Below are 17201 nucleotides of genomic sequence, written 5' to 3' on the forward strand. Positions count from 1 at the left end.
ACTTAAGTTATTTTACGTCGAAATAAAAGTATAAGTGCGCTTTGTTTAGCGCATTTAGTATTGTTTTAACAATAACTTAAGGAAGAGCGATTATGCACCTTAAAAACGGCAACGCAGTGAAAAGCGTGTTCACACTAAGCACTCTCACCGCTTCTTGTCTTATGGCCTTCAATAGCTACGCAGCGGTTGACTGTGCCCCTCTAGAAACTTGGCAATCATCAAAAGTTTATAACGGTGGTGACCAAGTTCAACATGAAGGTAATGCTTACAAAGCACGTTACTGGACGCAAAACAGTAACCCAGCGCAATCTGGTGAGTGGGGCGAGTGGGAAACACTTGGCGCATGTGATGGCACTGGGCCGGTTGATCCACCTCAGAATGAAGTCCCGACTGTTACTCTGACATCGCCTTCTGCGTCGGCTTCTGTGACTGCGGGGGATATTGTTAACCTAGCTGCAGATGCAGCTGATACCGATGGTACTGTTAGCAAAGTAGAATTCTTTGTTGATGGCGTATTAGTTGGTCAGGCAACGTCTGCGCCTTATGCTGCGTCATGGACAGCGACTGAAGGCCAGCACGAATTCTCTACTAAGGCGTATGATGATGCAGGTGCAGTGAGCACAGCAAGTGCTGTGACGTTAACTGTGGCACCAGCACAACCTGGTAACGAAGCGCCGACAGTGGATGTTGCGCTTTCTGCGACTTCTATTGACTTGGGTGGCTCCGTCACACTGACTGCGAATGCCGCAGATGCGGATGGCACCGTTGCTAAAGTTGATTTCTATGTGGCGGGCGTCCTTGCTGGCACCGCAACAACTGCACCATACACGCTTGATGTAATGCCTTCACAAGCTGGTTCGCTAAGTGTTTATGCGAGAGCAACCGATGATGCTGGAGCAACAGCAGATTCTGCACTTGCTACGTTAACGGTAAACGGTGGCGCGGTGACATCTAACTGTCGTCCTGATGGCTTGTATCAAACAACGGGTGTAGACGTCCCTTACTGTTCTATTTATGACGAAGAAGGTCGCGAGAAAATGGGTGCCGATCACCCACGTCGTGTTATTGGTTACTTTACTAGCTGGCGCGCAGGTGAGGACCCTCAATCTACTTACCTTGTTAAAGATATTCCTTGGGAGCAACTTACTCACATCAACTACGCGTTTGTGAGCATTGGTTCTGATGGTAAAGTAAACGTTGGTGACGTTAATGACCCTAACAACCCTGCTACGGGTAAAACTTGGCCTGGCGTTGAGGTAGACCCTGCTCTTGGCTTTAAAGGTCACTTTGGTGCGCTAGCGACTTACAAGCAAAAACATGATGTTAAAACGCTAATCTCTATCGGTGGTTGGGCTGAAACGGGCGGTCACTTCGATACGAATGGCGATCGTGTGGCTGATGGTGGCTTCTACACTATGACGACGAATGCGGATGGTTCTATTAACCATGCAGGCATCGAGAAGTTCGCAACTTCAGCCGTTGAAATGATGCGTCAGTACAAGTTCGATGGCCTGGATATCGACTATGAATACCCGACATCAATGGCTGGTGCTGGTAACCCTTACGACAAAGACTTCATGGAACCGCGTCGTCAGTATCTATGGGCGTCTTACCAAGAGCTGATGAAAGTATTGCGTGAGAAACTTGACGCCGCATCCGCGCAAGATGGCATTCATTATATGCTGACTATCGCAGCACCATCTTCAGGTTACCTACTGCGTGGTATGGAAACCTTCGATGTAACTAAGTACCTAGACTACGTAAACATCATGTCTTACGACTTGCATGGGGCTTGGAATGATCACGTTGGTCACAACGCAGCATTATTCGATACAGGTAAAGACTCGGAGCTAGCCCAGTGGAACGTATACGGCACTGCTGCATACGGTGGTATCGGTTACTTGAACACAGACTGGGCTTACCACTATTTCCGTGGCTCTATGCCAGCAGGTCGTATCAACATCGGTGTTCCTTACTACACCCGTGGTTGGCAAGGTGTTACTGGTGGTGAAAATGGTCTGTGGGGCCGAGCAGCACTGCCAAACCAAGCTGAGTGTCAACCAGGTACCGGTGAGGGTGAGAAGAACAACTGTGGTCACGGTGCTATTGGTATCGACAACATGTGGCACGATACCGACCCTAAAGGCAACGAAATGGGCGCTGGCTCTAACCCAATGTGGCATGCGAAGAACCTAGAAAATGGTATCTGGGGCTCTTACGCAGCCGCTTACGGTCTTGATCCAGTTAACGATCCTTCGGATAAGTTTGTTGGTACATATACTCGTCATTACGATAGCGTTGCGGTAGCGCCTTGGTTGTGGAACGCAGAGAAGAGCGTGTTCCTATCTACGGAAGATAAAGCTTCTATCGAAGTGAAAGCTGATTACGTTATCGATAAAGAAATCGGCGGTATTATGTTCTGGGAACTGGCAGGCGACTACAACTGTTACGTACTGGATGCAAATGGTAATCGTACGGCAGTAGATGCAACTGAACAAGCTTGTGCAGCTGGTAATGGTGAGTACCACATGGGTAACACTATGACCAAAGCTATCTACGACAAGTTTAAGTCTGCAACACCTTACGGCAATAAAGTCGCGACGGGTCCAACACCAACAGAAGCGGTAGACATTGCAGTCAGCGTTGGCGGCTTTAAGGTTGGCGACCAAAACTACCCAATTAATCCGAAGATCACGTTTACGAACAACACTGGTCAAGCGATCCCTGGTGGTACTGAATTCCAGTTTGATATCCCAGTATCAGCTCCTGATAACGCGAAAGATCAATCAGGTGGCGGTTTGAAAGTCATTGCTTCTGGACATACTCGTGCAAACAACATCGGTGGCTTAGATGGCGTAATGCACCGCGTATCGTTCTCTCTACCTGCTTGGAAAGATTTACCTGCGGGCGGTACTTACGAGCTTGATATGGTTTACTACCTACCAATCTCTGGTCCGGCTAACTACTCAGTGATTTCTGGTGGTAAAGAGTTTGCGTTCAAGTTTGAACAGCCAGAACTACCAATTGGCGACCTAAATGCAGGCTCGGGTGATGGTGGTACTACTGAACCAGGTACGTGTGATACGACAGGTTTAGTGACATACCCAGCTCTACCACAAACGGATTGGGCTGGTAACCCAAGCCACGCTAACCAAGGTGATAAGATCATCCACAACGGTGTGGTTTACCAAGCGAACTGGTGGACAGCGGCTGAGCCGGGCACAGATGGTAGTTGGTCAACGGTATGTAACATCTAATCGTTTTTGATTAACTGTTATAGCCTAACGTTAATAGGCTCTTAAACAAAAGCGCACGATGATGATCGTGCGCTTTTTTGTTGCGATGGTTTGTCGTTTAATCGAATTGATAACTTTCGGGTATGACGACAATACCTTTGTCTGAGATTTTAAATCGCTTCGCATCATCTAGTTTGTTGATGCCAATTTGAGTATGTGGCGGAATACGAACATGTTTATCAACTATGCAGTTGACCAGCTGACTTCCTTCACCGACCTCTACGTCATCAAAAATGATGGAATCGACAACCGTTGCACTGTCTTGAATACGTACGTTAGAGGAAATGATGGAATGCTGTACTGAGCCTCCAGAATTGATGACACCGGTAGCAATGATGGAGTTAATAAAAATACCTTCATTGCCCGTGGCTGACGATACGGTACGAGCTGGTGGAAACTGCGGCTCGTAAGTACGAATCGCCCAATTGGATTGATATAGGTTCATTGGTGGTACAGGCTCTAGCAGATCCATATTCGCTTCATAGAAGGAATCAATGGTACCCACGTCGCGCCAGTAGCAATCTTTATCAACGCGCCCTTTACTGCCACAAAATTGATAAGCATAAACGGATTCCGTATCAATCAGCTTAGGTATGATGTCTTTTCCGAAGTCATGGCTTGATGAATCGAGTTTTGAGTCGTCTTCGAGTGCTTCTTTTAAAACATCCATATCAAAGATATAAATCCCCATGGAAACGAGGCTTCTGGTTTTACTTCCTGGAAGGGTAGGTGGGCATTCTGGTTTTTCTATAAATGAAGTAACTAGCCCGTTTTCTGCGGTGCCCATTACCCCGAATGCTGAAGCATCCTCTACGGGAACATCCATACAGGCAACGGTGAGCTTAGCACCTTTCTCTTTATGCTCTTCAAGCATTGCGGCGTAGTCCATTCGATAGATATGATCGCCGGATAACACAACCACATACTTCGCGTCATTGCGCGATAGTAACCACATGTTGTGATAAATCGCATCAGCGGTTCCTTCATACCATGCACCACCTTTGCGCATTTGAGGTGGAACCGCAGTAATGTACTCGCCAAGCTCTGGATTGAATATTGACCAACCATCTCGCAAGTGTTTTTGAAGTGAATGAGACTTGTATTGGGTCAAAACAAGGATTTTACGTAAACCTGAGTGTAAACAGTTGGTTAGTGTGAAATCTATAATTCTATACTTTCCGCCAAAAGGTACTGCTGGCTTGGTTCTATCATCGGTGAGTGGGCTGAGTCTAGACCCCATCCCTCCAGCTAAAATTACGGCGAGTGCGTCTTCCATATTATTCCCTTTCCCTTTTTTGCATGCATCAAAACGGTGCTAACCAGGAGGAAGTGGTGTACAGCGCAGAGGTTTTGAAAGTGCATGTGCTGATGTGTTTACTACTGCAAACTTTAGTACAAGATTCGAGCCATAGAATATCTCTTTAAAAATCAAAGGGGTTAAAAGTTCATCGCAAGGTAATTGCACCACATTAGTGAAGTGCTAAGTAGGCCGTGCATCAAATTGGCGCAAGATTATAGGGAAGGGGAGAAAATAAGTATGGATTTACAATGTAAAGTGAGGATAAAACAGTGAGATAAAGATAATCAAGCACGCCTCTTCGTCTGTTCAAAGTGAGTGGATATAGAAGTAAACCACTCACTCTTTAAACGTGCTTCCTTTATAGTCAACTATACGTTGACGTTACACTAAGAGAGACCGACGATATTTCCTTGATCATCAAGGTCTAAATTCATAAATGCAGGTTTATCAGGCAAACCTGGCATTGTCATCACCGTGCCTGATAACGCATACACAAACCCAGCGCCAGCACACAGACGTAACTCGCGGATAGGGACGGTAAAACCTGTCGGCGCACCTTTGACAGCGGAATCTGTTGTTATCGATAGTGGAGTTTTCGCTATGCAAACCGCTAAGTTGTTAAAACCTAGATTTTCAAAATGGTTGAGCTGTTCAGTAGCAAGAGAACTCATTTCTATATTGGCGGCACCATAGCCAGCTTCACACACAGCCATAAGTTTTTCGTGTAACGATTGTTCTTTACTGTATAAAGGACGAAACTCTGTAGGCTGGGTACAAGCGTCAATAACATGTTGAGCTAACTGAGTAGTGCCTTGCCCGCCTTGCGCAAAAGCGGTGCTGATAGCGACTTTAACTTCCGGATTAAATTGCTGAACCAGCTCTTTAAGTATTTTAAGCTCTTTCTCACAATCTTGCGGGAACTGGTTAATAGCGACAACAGCTGGAATGCCATATTTATGAACGTTATTAATGTGCCATTTTAAGTTTTCAAATCCCGCTTCCAATGCTGCTTGGTCTGGATTAAAAATGGAATCTGGAATGGCCATACCTGGTCGTAAATCATAGTGTCCAGAATTTGCTTTGAGGCCGCGTAATGTCGCTACTATCACTACACAATCTGGCGCCTTGCTGGCGGCGGCAGCTTTAATGTTACACGCTTTCTCAAATCCCATGTCCGAACCAAACCCCGCCTCAGTTACAGTGTAACTTGATAGTTTTAGCGCGATATCGTCGGCAATAATAGATGAATTTCCATGGGCGATGTTTGCAAACGGGCCTGCGTGAATCAACGTAGGAACACCTTCCAGAGTTTGCATCAGTGTCGGTGCTATGGCCTCTTTTAATGTCACTGCCATTGCTCCTGCAACTTGCAGATCCTCAGTGGTTACCGGGTTTCCGTTCAAATCGTACGCTACGACAATTTTCCCAATACGCTGACGTAAATCTTTTAAATCTTTAGCCAGTGCAATGATAGCCATTAACTCAGACGCGGCAGAAATATCGAACCCTTCGTCGCGTTCGTATCCATTGATGACTTTTCCTGGCTCATTTAACCCAATTTTGACTTTACGTAGTGCACGATCATTATGGTCCATTACTCGTTTCCAAGTAATGCTCGCCGTATCGATTTTAAGTGCCTTTAATCCAGTACGTGCTTCAAAGGCATCATAGCCTTCGCGCTGTTCATGATACAAGCGAGCATCAAGCGCGGCTGAAGCTAGATTATGCGCCGCCGTCACCGCATGGATGTCACCAGTAAGGTGCAAGTTCAGTTCTTCCATTGGAGCAACTTGGGAATAACCACCGCCAGCAGCACCGCCTTTAATACCGAATACAGGCCCCATAGAAGGTTGTCTAATACATGCGATAACGGATTGTCTAAGCTTAGCTAAACCTTGCGCCAGTCCGACTGTTGTAACGGTTTTTCCTTCGCCAAGTGGGGTAGGAGTGATCGCAGTAACAAGCACAAGCTTACCGTTATTATTCTCTTTGAGCCGCTCCAAACATTTTGGATGGACTTTGGCTTTGTGCTTCCCGTGAGTGTCATATTCTTCGGGTAATAACCCTACTTTTTCCGCAATAACATCAATAGAAGAAAGTGGTGTGTTTCGGCAAATTTCAATATCTGACTGCATGGATAATCCCTAAAGTGACTCGCAGGTAGTGTTGAAAAACAATCTGAGTTGGAGCAAGTATTATTGTTGGGCAAACGTTTGCTCGGTGATGGTACTGTTTCGATTCGGTATGTAAAGAGTTTACTGCTCTATACTGTGCTACATACTAACAAAATCTACTAATTACTGCGCCAGATCAAAACAAAAAGGCCACCAAATGGTGACCTTGATGTATTTTTAGCTTTAAAGCTGTGATCTTAACGATCCCAGTAAGTTTCTTCTAAGCTATCTTCCCGTTCAGGAAGTGCTCGCGATAGGCGAGGAGAGTGTTGCGTCAACACTTCATAGCTTACTCGGTTTGCATATTTACAGATCTGAGAAAGTGATGAGTAAGTCAAACAGCGTACTTCGTGCTTTTCTGAGTTAGGCACTTCTTTTTGATGGAAAGAGTTTGCAGCCATATCATGCAGTAAAGCAGAAAGTGCCGCATCACCTGCGCCGTTGGTGTTCTTAATCTCTAGTGGACCACCTAGGTAAGGACCAATGTAAGAGTATACCTTCATTGGCTTCTCACAATCTCCTTTACGCATCGCACGACTAAATTCGTATTGGTTAAAGGCTTCAATTGAGCCTTCAAGAATGTCGTGTGTGGTTTCTCGTTTTACTTTTTCGTCAGTGTAACCTGCCATGTATAGGCCATTTGGCCCAGCAGTACATAGAACAAGATCGACCCACTCAAGTGCTTTATTAGCAGCCGCTAGCGGTTCTGTCTCGCCTGTTAATGCGGCGCCTTCTTCTTCATTCATTGCAACAACAGATATGTTCTCGCGAATGTACTCTTGCCACCACTGCGCGTTACCTTCGATAACGTATTTCGTGCCTAAAGTTAGTACAACAGGGACATCGTGCTTCTTGGCAAAGTCGATCGCTTTTTGTACCGCTTTTGGCATTGGATCCTCTTCTTTACCGCGCATGAGGTAAGAAGAAACAACCAGAGCTGATGCTTTCTCAAAGATCTCTTCAGGAATGCTTTCCGGAAGTAGTTGGTTCATGTGACCTTCATTGATAGCAAATGTGCGTTCACCATCTTGAGAAATCAGGGTATAACAACGACCAATAGGACCATCTACCGTTTGTAGGTGGTTGAGGTTCATGCGTGAAGACGTGCGGCAAAGGTAACGGTAAGCAAAAGAACCAACTTGAATGTTCTTAGACATCACACCGAGCAAAACGGATTTGCTATCCGCCAATACTGAGTAATTGTGGAGCGTGTTGCCAATCGTGTCACCTGGGTATTGGTGTGTGATCAGGCCTTGCTCAACCAGTTCTTCGTAAAGTGCATCTGCTTTGCTTTCTTCAAGAACGAGTGAATGTCCTTTACTTAGGTTGTATTTTTCTAAAAACGCATCATCTACACGCGCTTCGATATCTACGATGGTTTGACCGACACCAACAATAGTTGGGCGATATAGCTTAGGCGCTTGTCGGATTTGGTTTACTAATGGATCTCGAGCGTGAGTTGGGAAGTAGTGTTTAGATTTACGCTGACCAGGAAACTTCATGCTTGTTCTTGAGTGAGAAAAAAAAGAGGCGGGATTGTATCACAAAAAAATGAAAATCGTGGCGTTTTATTACAAAGAAGTTTGCCCGCTGAAAAAATCAGCGAGCTGGAGAAATAGCGACCAAGATAGCCTAAATTACTGATGCTTATAGTACTGCAATTGGTCGCTTTTCAGATTGTTGATTGGTTATTCTCTTTAACAACGAGCTTGGAGCTACCCAAAATTAGCTGCGTTACTTTTTCACTTCAGTTGGCTCAACGTAAGCCTTGGTGCCCCAAAGTGGAACCGTCGATAGGCTGTGCTTAAAGCTACCGTCTGTCTCTTTTGTTGTGTAAGACAGGTAGAGTAAGGTTTGGTTGTCTGCATCATAAATTCGGCGAACCTTCATGGTTTTGAAGAAAATACTTTTTGACTTCTTAAATACAATTTCGCCAGACTTACTTTTATCTATTTTTGCAATCATTTCCGGCGTAATTTCGCCAGTCTGACGACAGGATATTGAGCTGTCACTTGGATCCGCTAAGCTAAAATCTGCTTCGATAGAAGCTATATGACACGTTACCCCCGTGACTACCTCGTCTTTTAATTCACCTACTTTGATGTCTTTCAAAGTAAACCAACCGAGTCCTACATCAGCAACATCGTTATCTGAACAACCAACCAGCGTAGTAGCAAGCAATGCACTTAACAGCATCTTTTTCATTATTTTTGTCCTTAACTAGGAAAGATATTGATGAAATCTATCAGAGGTTTGCAACTAAAACAAAATTTAGCCAAGGAAAGGTCTACGTACGCTAGGTTTGTTGTGGGCTTCATGCTAATGTACTGCTCTAAACGAAATGATGAGTTAGAGTGACCATACTTTCTCCCAATATGACTTTATATGGCTTGTCGCTCTGTCTAAGCTTCACTCTATGTGAGAATGAAATACTCTGCACATTTCGTTTTGCAACTAAGGTATCAAAATGAATGAACAACAGTTAGCCAGTATCGAGCGTAAAAATACATGGCTGTATGATCTGGTTGAAGTTGAATTTCCAACACCAGAGAGTCTGAAAGGGCGTGATGTCTATTTCAAAGCACTAGAACAAGCAACCTATCAAGTGGTCGACAAAGACACGCTACTTGAGAGTAATTCTGAATTTAGCTCTGACGATATTTTTCTGGTCGATTTTCACCGACTTACTATCATGTTTTCTGTCCTGCAGTCTCAGCGTTGGGATCAACAGTACGATAAAGATATGATTGTGGAATATCTCACTCAGATAATTCTAACGCCAGATTTTGAATTATATGTTGGTTTTAAATCTGGAGCTCCAATTGGTGCCGCTATTATTAGCCACCTTGAAGGAAACACGCTTATCTCTGATGTCGCGGTTTCTGAATCAAAATACAAGAGTTCGTTTGTGGCGGATCTTGCTAAAAGACTAAGTACCGAACACAAGCTTTTAGATTCGGTGATTATTGAAAGCTAATTTGCGCACTCAAATGCATAAAAAGCAAAGCAAGATGACGATAGGTGATCTTGCTTAGAAAAACTGTAATTGCTCCCCTCTATTTCCATGAAATGCCAAGCTCGTCGTTTCAACAATCCCAAACTTAAATAAGATTAAGCCAACATTTTTAAAATCAGCTAGGGCATTAGCCTTTAAGATGTCTGGAGATGGCTATGGCAATTACCAATATTAAGTGCGTGATATTTGATTGTGATGGTACGTTGGTCGATAGTGAACGATTGTGTTGCCAAGCTCTCGTCAATGTATTTAACCTGCATGGCGCAGAATTAACGATGGAAGAGTGCGTTTCTCATTTTAAAGGAGGAAAGCTCGCTGACATCCTTTTAGATACTAAAGAGCTGAAAGATATCAAAGTCCCTATTGATGTCTTAGAGCCGCAATACCGTGAAGAAGTCCAGTCTCTTTTTGTTCGCCACTTACAGCCGATGGATGGTGCAAAGCGATTAATTCAGTTTTTAGATTCGCATAATATCGAATATTGTGTCGCGTCCAATGGGCCGAAAGATAAAATAGAATACGCATTGGAGTTAACAGGATTGCTCGATGCTTTCCAGGGGAAAGTGTTCTCTGCATTCGATGCGAATAGTTGGAAGCCTGAACCTGACTTAATTATGTACAGTGCAATGAGCATGGGCTTTTTACCGAGCGACTGTCTTTATATTGATGACACACCTAAAGGCGTAGAAGCGGGATTAAACGCTGGCATTAAAACCGTACAGCTATTTAATGGTGAGGCAATCAATCGTGTTGATGATGAACGCGTAATTCGCATTCAACATTTAGATGAATTAAAAGAGCAGCTATTTAGCTGCTCTGTTTAATCTCTTAATGGCACACCGTACTTAAGCTATGGATATGTTTAAGTTTGGACTGTAGGTAAGGGGTTTGATGTAGGCATTGGATGGATGAGAAGCTTTTTGTATGAAATCCGCAAGCAGCGCATGTGAATTTCTCTCCATCCGATGAAATGAGATATTCATCCCCCTGGCAGAGAGGGCAACTTAGGTTTTCGATGTCTTTCGTATCTTTGTAATTATTCATATTGTTTTCCAGCAGCAAATTGGAATTGGCAGGATTAAGCATAGCGGAACGCTTTGTTTATGAACATTATTTCATCAGGTACAGCGAGAACTTGAGATTCACTTCAAATATCCACTTGTGTGTAGTAGAAAATATCGACGATAACGGCTGAAAACGGTTTAAAGAAAGGGCTCCTCAGGAGCCCTTGTTGATCATAAATGCTGCAAAGTTATGCTGTGCGGTAGCGTTGTAATACCTCACCAAGAGACACTGACGCCTGAGTGAGATTAGCTACCCCTACGGTAGATTGCTCTGCAACTTCTCTGATTGTACTCGACTGGCTGCGAATTTCTGAAAGCTCAGATGCAATATCGTTGGCGACTGCGCTTTGTTCTTCTGCTGAGGTGGAAATTTGGATACTCATGTCCATCAATGAGCGTGCGGATTCAGCAATGGACGTCACATCATGACCAATTTCATCAATAAGCTGGCTACTGGTTTGCGCTTGTTGAACGGTTCGATCAGTGATTGAAGCAATGTTCTGGCTCTCGGTTTGTAGTTTCTCAATCATGGCTTGAATTTCTACTGTTGCCTGTTGAGTTCGGCTTGCCAATGTACGCACTTCATCAGCAACCACAGCAAATCCACGACCTTGCTCCCCGGCGCGTGCCGCTTCAATTGCCGCATTCAGAGCCAATAGGTTGGTTTGTTCTGAAATGGCATTGATCGTTGTGATAACGTCATTAATCTGCGTCGTGTTTTCATTTAAATTGGTTACTGATGTGGAAGCCTGTTCAATATAGCTGGATAACGTCTCAATTTCTCCAATCACATTTTGCACGCGATTTCTGCTTAGCTCGATCTTTTGAGCATCTTGATCGGATTGCATCGTCGCTTGTTGGGAAATACTGGATACTTCTTTTGCAGAGGCTGTCATTTCTTCCATTGCTGTCGCGACGGAATCGAGTGTTTGATATTGATGAGATATCTGCGTTTCGCTCAACTGCATATCTTTTTCGAATGCAGAAGATGTCTCACTCAATGTAGCCGCATTATTTTTCACACTGTTAACCAGTTCACTTAAGGTGTCCATAGATTTATCTAACGCGCAACCAATGGTGCCAAACTCGTCTCGGCCAGGATGAAAACCAAGGCGAGAGGTTAAATCACCTTCACCAATTTTTTCGGTTGTCGTATATAAAACCCACAGGGCGCCTCCTATAAAGGTCGCAACCCAGTAAGAGAAAAGGGCAAAAGGAACAACCCATAAAAAGCTGAGTAACAGAGAGGTTAAGGCTGACGACTTTGCAGATTCGTATTGCGCGGATACGTTTTGAGTCAACTTAATCACTTCGCCAGAATAGAGCTTTGCATAAGCGGTGACAGAGCCATCAACAAAAGAGCTCTCGCTTACGCGACTTGATTTCGATACGCCGTCAATTTGTGGAACATGACCTGGTTGAGCGTCAACAATACCAGAAAGTTTCGCTTCGCTAGCAGAAATCGCTTGTTGTTTAAATTGTTGTATTTCATTGAAGTAGCGGCTTCCAGCCACAGAAGTGAGGGCTACTAAAAACAGCAGGAATATAACCCATATTTTGTCGTTGATAGACATCTTGATAAACAGCCTGTCTATCGTTCTAAACTCAACTTCTCTCATTTAAAGCTCCATTAGAGATAAAAGATATTGACCAAATCTATTGCTATATCGAAACAAAATATGCGAAGTTAATCAGCAAAATATGTAACGAAAACTAAATTTAGTTTAAGAAATGAGATCTAAGGACGCCTATAACGGTATGTTATATCTTTAAATTGACATAAATATTGATAAAAGAGCTATTTCTCTGAAGTGCTAAGTAGATATGAAATCTGGTTGCAAACGTTTACTTTTGATTCTGCTCATAGGTTTTTAAATCTTTACTTCTCGCTGTCATGAATGTGTCATATAAAGACTATAAAAAGGAGTTGTTGACGTGGATATGGCAAGGCCAAGCCGTCAGCAAGTACAAGCAAGAGAGCTTAAAATAAAGGAGGTCACAATGAGCGACCAATACCAAAACGATGAGAGCCTAGAGCTGCTAGATGCGCTTGAAATTGGCATTATCTTGTCGGAATACGTTGGCTCAGACAACGAAGCCGAATAGCGGAACACTCTCATCTCGTCGTAATTGACGTTATACTAGGTTCATGTCACACCAAGCCTTAAAGGCCAAAACTGGCGTCGGATGAACTTTCTAGCCCACCTGCATATCGCAGACCACTGTAACAGCCATTTATTGGGAAACTTGCTTGGAGACTTCGTAAAAGGAGATCCAAGCAAGCTGTATGAACGTGATATCTCGAACGGCATTAAATTACATAGATTTGTTGACCGCATTACCGATCACCATCCTATTGTTAACGAATGCAAACCTCACTTCAAAGGTACTGCGCGGCGCTTTGCCCCTATCGCTCTCGATATGTTCTGGGACCATTGTCTCGCAAAACACTGGAACGACTTTTATGCCGTATCTCTCGAACACTTTGTCGATTCGGCATACGAGCGAGTAAACCGTGACGTTAATGAACATTTGCCGCCGCGTTTTTTGGTGCTCCACAGCCGGATGTGGCACGGTCGATGGCTTCAGTCATACCAAGACCTGGATAGTATCGAATTTGCATTACATCGAATGTCGCAAAGAAGCCCGAGAATGGCTGACCTTACTACAACATTTAAAGTGATTGAGAGTGATTACACAGAATTGGAAGAGAAGTTCTCGACACTCTATCGAGACGTTTTACGCCAGTCGTATGATTTTCAGCAACAGCTTATTGATTCAGCCCAATGAGATAGAAAAGTAGTATGGCTATTGGGGCTCTGGTAAACTCTGCGCTCCAAAAATAATGAGGTTACACATGTCTGTTAATTTTGCTGACTTAGGCATTGAACAAAAGCTAATCGAGACGCTAAGCAATCTAAATATCGTGACGCCAACACCAGTGCAAGAAAAGTCTATTCCACATGTCCTTGAAGGAAAGAACTTACTTGCTGCTGCACAAACTGGTACGGGGAAAACAGCTGCGTTTGGTTTGCCTATTATACAAACCGTTCAGCAAAAGAAACTCAACGGTACGCCTCAAGCATTGGTTTTGGTTCCAACACGCGAGCTTGCGCAGCAGGTATTTGATAATTTGAATCAGTACTCTGCACAAACCGAACTTCGCATTGTGTGTGTTTATGGTGGTACAAGCATTGGCGTACAAAAGAGGAAGTTAGAAGAGGGCGCTGATATTTTGATTGCAACACCAGGTCGCCTTTTGGATCATCTGTTTAATGGCAACGTAAACATCTCCAAAACCAGTATGCTCGTTCTAGACGAAGCCGACCGTATGTTAGATATGGGATTCTGGCCTGACTTGCAACGCATCTTCCGACGTTTACCCGCCGAAAAACAGATCCTGTTGTTCTCTGCGACATTTGAAAAGCGAATCAAGACTATTGCGTACAAACTCATGGAATCGCCGGTTGAAGTTGAAGTGTCACCAGCAAACACGACGGCTGAAACAGTAAAACAGATGGTTTATCCGGTAGACAAAAAGCGTAAACGTGAATTATTGGCGTACTTGATTGGCTCGCGCAATTGGCAGCAAGTGCTTGTATTTACAAAAACTAAGCAAGGTAGCGATGAGCTAGCAAAAGAGCTTAAGTTAGATGGCATAAAAGCGGTTTCAATTAACGGGGATAAGTCACAGGGTGCGCGTCAAAGAGCGTTGGATGAGTTCAAGCAAGGTAAGGTGCGTGCGTTGATTGCGACAGATGTAGCAGCACGAGGACTGGATATTCAAGAGTTAGAGCAAGTGGTGAACTTTGATATGCCATTTAAAGCCGAAGATTATGTCCACCGTATAGGCCGTACTGGCCGTGCAGGAAAGTCGGGGTTAGCTGTGTCTCTAATGAGTCGAGATGAAGAATATTTATTGCATGCTATCGAGAATTTGCTTGATCAACGCCTACCGCAAGAATGGTTGGCAGGCTTCGAGCCAAGTCTTATAGAAGAAGTCGAGCCTGAGAAAAATGGTAGTGGGCGCCGTCGAAGCCGTTCATCAGAGAAGCGTAAGCTAAAAGCAAAATTAGCGATTCATAAGAACCGTGGTAAATCACGTAACTCTCGCTAAACCGTACAAACTTTTGTTCTTACATAGTCAGGCTGTTTTTGCCTCTTCATAAACGTCTAACGTTTGCGGGATAGCGAGTAGGTATCCTTGATACATATCGAAACCGAGTTTTTTCATTAAGTTAAGTTGATGCTCGGTTTCAATTCCTTCGATAACGGTTTTAGAGCGCAACGTTCTTGCTAGTGATAATGCATCGACTAGAGCTTTCCAGTCACCATTTACGTATCTCAGCATTAACGAGCGATCCATCTTTATTATGTCTGGACGAACGCCTTTCACTCGTTCAATTGTTGAGGCATTGACGCCATAATCGTCGATCGCCAATTTAAACCCGCCTTGGCTTAATTCACGAGCTGCTTGCGACAACGAGGACTCGTCTTCTACGTTCAACTCAAGCAACTCCATGACGATTTGTTCATTTACTAAATGAGATTGATAAATGGTTTGTTTTAGCAGCCTATTGTACGTGATGTCTCTGGCTAGTATTTTTGCTGCTTCTGGTAATACATTAAGAAACAGTTGTTTATTGTGAAAGTGAGATTGGGCAAAGTTTTTGATATGAATTAGGCGACTTAAGCGTTCGACATTGAGTAGGTCTTGAGCGGCAATGGTTTTTGATTGGAAAAACTGATCTGGCCTGATCATGGCGCCATTAGCATTGGTAATTCTTACTAGTGCCTCAAGTCCAACGATAGAAATATCTTTTTTATATATAGGTTGAAAGACACTTCGAAGAGTGAGCTTTGCGTATTTCGCAATATATTGCCCGTCGGCTTGTTTGCGGATGCAACTAAGGAGTTGCGAGGTGCTCATCATTGTTACAACAACCTAAATCAATGCTTCTACATCAGCGCTATCGCGCTAACTTTTTATTTCATTGGCACTGAATCTAAGTGGGCTCATGAACTCAAGCAAGAATGATGGTAAGAGATGATTAGATTTGTCGAGTGATATCAAACAAATTGATGAAATGACTGACAATCTTCCTATTGCAATTTGATGTTACCATTGTAGTACTGCATACAGTTGTAAGTATTTTCTGACCAACTGTTGTTTGTTCGAGCGACGTAAAGGATGACCAAACTTAATGTAACAAGGACTGATGCCAAATCGAGTGTCTAACGATTGCGTGAGCTGCGATTCGCTGGTGTACAGCGTGATGCCTTGCTCCGTGTATTCGTTGATCTGATCGGGCAGTTCACCCATCCACCAATGAAGCAACTCTCGGCTCGTTTTGCTGCGACTGATCCAATGATCACAAACTAAAAAGAGTAGATCATTCGGTTGCAGCGCATAACCATATTCGCTTTGCCATTCCGTAATTGATGAGAGTAAGTTCTCTCGACAAGATTTTCCCGCACTGACCATATGGTGGCTCAGGACCCAAACCGTACCTATTTCGGATGAAATACGATAGTGATGAGGCAGATCCGGCGTATTTAAAACTTCAATTGGTTTTACCACGCTGTTGTATCCGAAGTGACGGAAAGTGTGTTCCATTCGTCTTGAAAACGCGAGACCAAGATGATGCTCACTCATGCCTTGGTTATGTACCGCAGGGTAATGCTTTTCACACAGCTTAAGACAGTCGTCTTGAAAATCATTAACACTTTGAATCACTAGGTCGAGCAGCAAAGAATATCCCTTAATAATTAACAAAACGAACTGCAAAAGGTTAGCATAGTCTTTTGAGAATAGACTAATTTACTTCGGCAACTTCTTGATCTAAACACCAAATTTCTCACAAATGATCGCGCCTACTCTTTAAGAGAGCAAGACGATAGAAGCACACATAGAACAAAATTCTGAAAAAGGGCAAAGATGATAAAGTTAGAACGTGCGCAAAAAGAAACGCTGGCAACCGCCATTCAAGATTATATGCAGGACGAACTAGATGTTGAGATTGGCCAGTTCGATAGTGAATTTCTTATTGATTTCATTACAGAAAAACTAGGGCCAATTTATTACAACAAGGGGGTGGAAGATGCAAAATCACTGGTTGAACGTAGAATGTTAGAAGTGTCCGAAGAGCTGTATGAGATAGAACAAGAAGTTAAGCTGTAAGTTTCAGTTTTATAAACGATTTAAAGTTCCTTCAAAAAATTCGAACAACTTGATAGATACGGTGCCATTGGCTGGATGTAAATGATGGTAAATAATCTGTTTCATATGACGTAAATAGGTTAATGTAGTGTTTCTTGCTCAACATTAACTTAGGAATATATCTAGGAACT

At 43.5% G+C, this 17201-nt stretch carries 13 protein-coding genes; 6 read left to right on the plus strand and 7 right to left on the minus strand.

The window, feature by feature from the left end; all coding sequences use genetic code 11:
• Window positions 1-92: 92 nt before the first annotated feature.
• The gene (locus tag L3V27_RS03200; RefSeq protein WP_237311016.1) at window positions 93-3257 is read left to right on the plus strand and encodes a glycosyl hydrolase family 18 protein; all 3165 of its coding nucleotides are present in this window, start codon (window positions 93-95) and stop codon (window positions 3255-3257) included.
• A gap of 97 nt (window positions 3258-3354) precedes the next feature.
• Here the strand turns inward: L3V27_RS03200 and glgC are convergent, their stop codons facing one another.
• From glgC to L3V27_RS03220, 4 genes are all read right to left on the minus strand, one after another.
• On the minus strand, window positions 3355-4572 hold the full coding sequence (glgC, locus tag L3V27_RS03205) for a glucose-1-phosphate adenylyltransferase (protein WP_046876075.1): 1218 nt from the start codon (window positions 4570-4572) through the stop codon (window positions 3355-3357).
• A 410-nt stretch (window positions 4573-4982) separates the two neighbouring features.
• Window positions 4983-6731: a formate--tetrahydrofolate ligase gene (locus tag L3V27_RS03210; protein WP_237311018.1), complete on the minus strand. Its 1749-nt coding sequence runs from the start codon at window positions 6729-6731 to the stop codon at window positions 4983-4985.
• A 236-nt stretch (window positions 6732-6967) separates the two neighbouring features.
• Window positions 6968-8272 carry an inosine/guanosine kinase gene (locus L3V27_RS03215; RefSeq protein WP_048625017.1) on the minus strand — a complete coding sequence of 435 codons (1305 nt, stop codon included), beginning with the start codon at window positions 8270-8272 and terminating at the stop codon, window positions 6968-6970.
• Between the two features lie 232 nt (window positions 8273-8504).
• Window positions 8505-8975, minus strand: a complete 471-nt coding sequence (locus L3V27_RS03220; protein WP_005397614.1) for a CreA family protein — start codon at window positions 8973-8975, stop codon at window positions 8505-8507.
• Between the two features lie 262 nt (window positions 8976-9237).
• Between L3V27_RS03220 and L3V27_RS03225 the strand changes: the two genes are divergently transcribed.
• The gene (locus L3V27_RS03225) at window positions 9238-9747 is read left to right on the plus strand and encodes a hypothetical protein (RefSeq protein WP_006742250.1); all 510 of its coding nucleotides are present in this window, start codon (window positions 9238-9240) and stop codon (window positions 9745-9747) included.
• A gap of 194 nt (window positions 9748-9941) precedes the next feature.
• Window positions 9942-10610 (plus strand): HAD-IA family hydrolase, encoded by a 669-nt coding sequence (locus L3V27_RS03230; protein ID WP_005397612.1) that lies wholly within the window; start codon window positions 9942-9944, stop codon window positions 10608-10610.
• Window positions 10611-11038: 428 nt separating this feature from the next.
• On the opposite strand, the gene L3V27_RS03235 is transcribed toward L3V27_RS03230, so the two are convergent.
• Window positions 11039-12469: a methyl-accepting chemotaxis protein gene (locus tag L3V27_RS03235; protein ID WP_237311020.1), complete on the minus strand. Its 1431-nt coding sequence runs from the start codon at window positions 12467-12469 to the stop codon at window positions 11039-11041.
• A 568-nt stretch (window positions 12470-13037) separates the two neighbouring features.
• Between L3V27_RS03235 and L3V27_RS03240 the strand changes: the two genes are divergently transcribed.
• On the plus strand, window positions 13038-13640 hold the full coding sequence (locus tag L3V27_RS03240; RefSeq protein WP_124007870.1) for an ACP phosphodiesterase: 603 nt from the start codon (window positions 13038-13040) through the stop codon (window positions 13638-13640).
• Between the two features lie 67 nt (window positions 13641-13707).
• Window positions 13708-14967, plus strand: coding sequence for a DEAD/DEAH box helicase (locus L3V27_RS03245; RefSeq protein ID WP_085343685.1), 1260 nt, complete (start codon window positions 13708-13710; stop codon window positions 14965-14967).
• 27 nt (window positions 14968-14994) lie between these two features.
• Here L3V27_RS03245 and L3V27_RS03250 read toward each other — a convergent pair whose 3' ends face one another.
• Both L3V27_RS03250 and L3V27_RS03255 read right to left on the minus strand, forming a co-directional pair.
• Window positions 14995-15783: an EAL domain-containing protein gene (locus tag L3V27_RS03250; RefSeq protein ID WP_237311021.1), complete on the minus strand. Its 789-nt coding sequence runs from the start codon at window positions 15781-15783 to the stop codon at window positions 14995-14997.
• 186 nt (window positions 15784-15969) lie between these two features.
• Entirely contained in the window at window positions 15970-16602 is a 633-nt protein-coding gene (locus L3V27_RS03255) for a hypothetical protein (RefSeq protein ID WP_005395531.1), read from the minus strand.
• A 186-nt stretch (window positions 16603-16788) separates the two neighbouring features.
• Between L3V27_RS03255 and L3V27_RS03260 the strand changes: the two genes are divergently transcribed.
• Window positions 16789-17031: a DUF2164 domain-containing protein gene (locus tag L3V27_RS03260; protein WP_005395529.1), complete on the plus strand. Its 243-nt coding sequence runs from the start codon at window positions 16789-16791 to the stop codon at window positions 17029-17031.
• The last annotated feature ends 170 nt before the right edge of the window (window positions 17032-17201 follow it).

The organism is Vibrio sp. J2-3(2022) (genome assembly GCF_021725735.1).
Lineage (GTDB): Bacteria > Pseudomonadota > Gammaproteobacteria > Enterobacterales > Vibrionaceae > Vibrio > Vibrio diabolicus.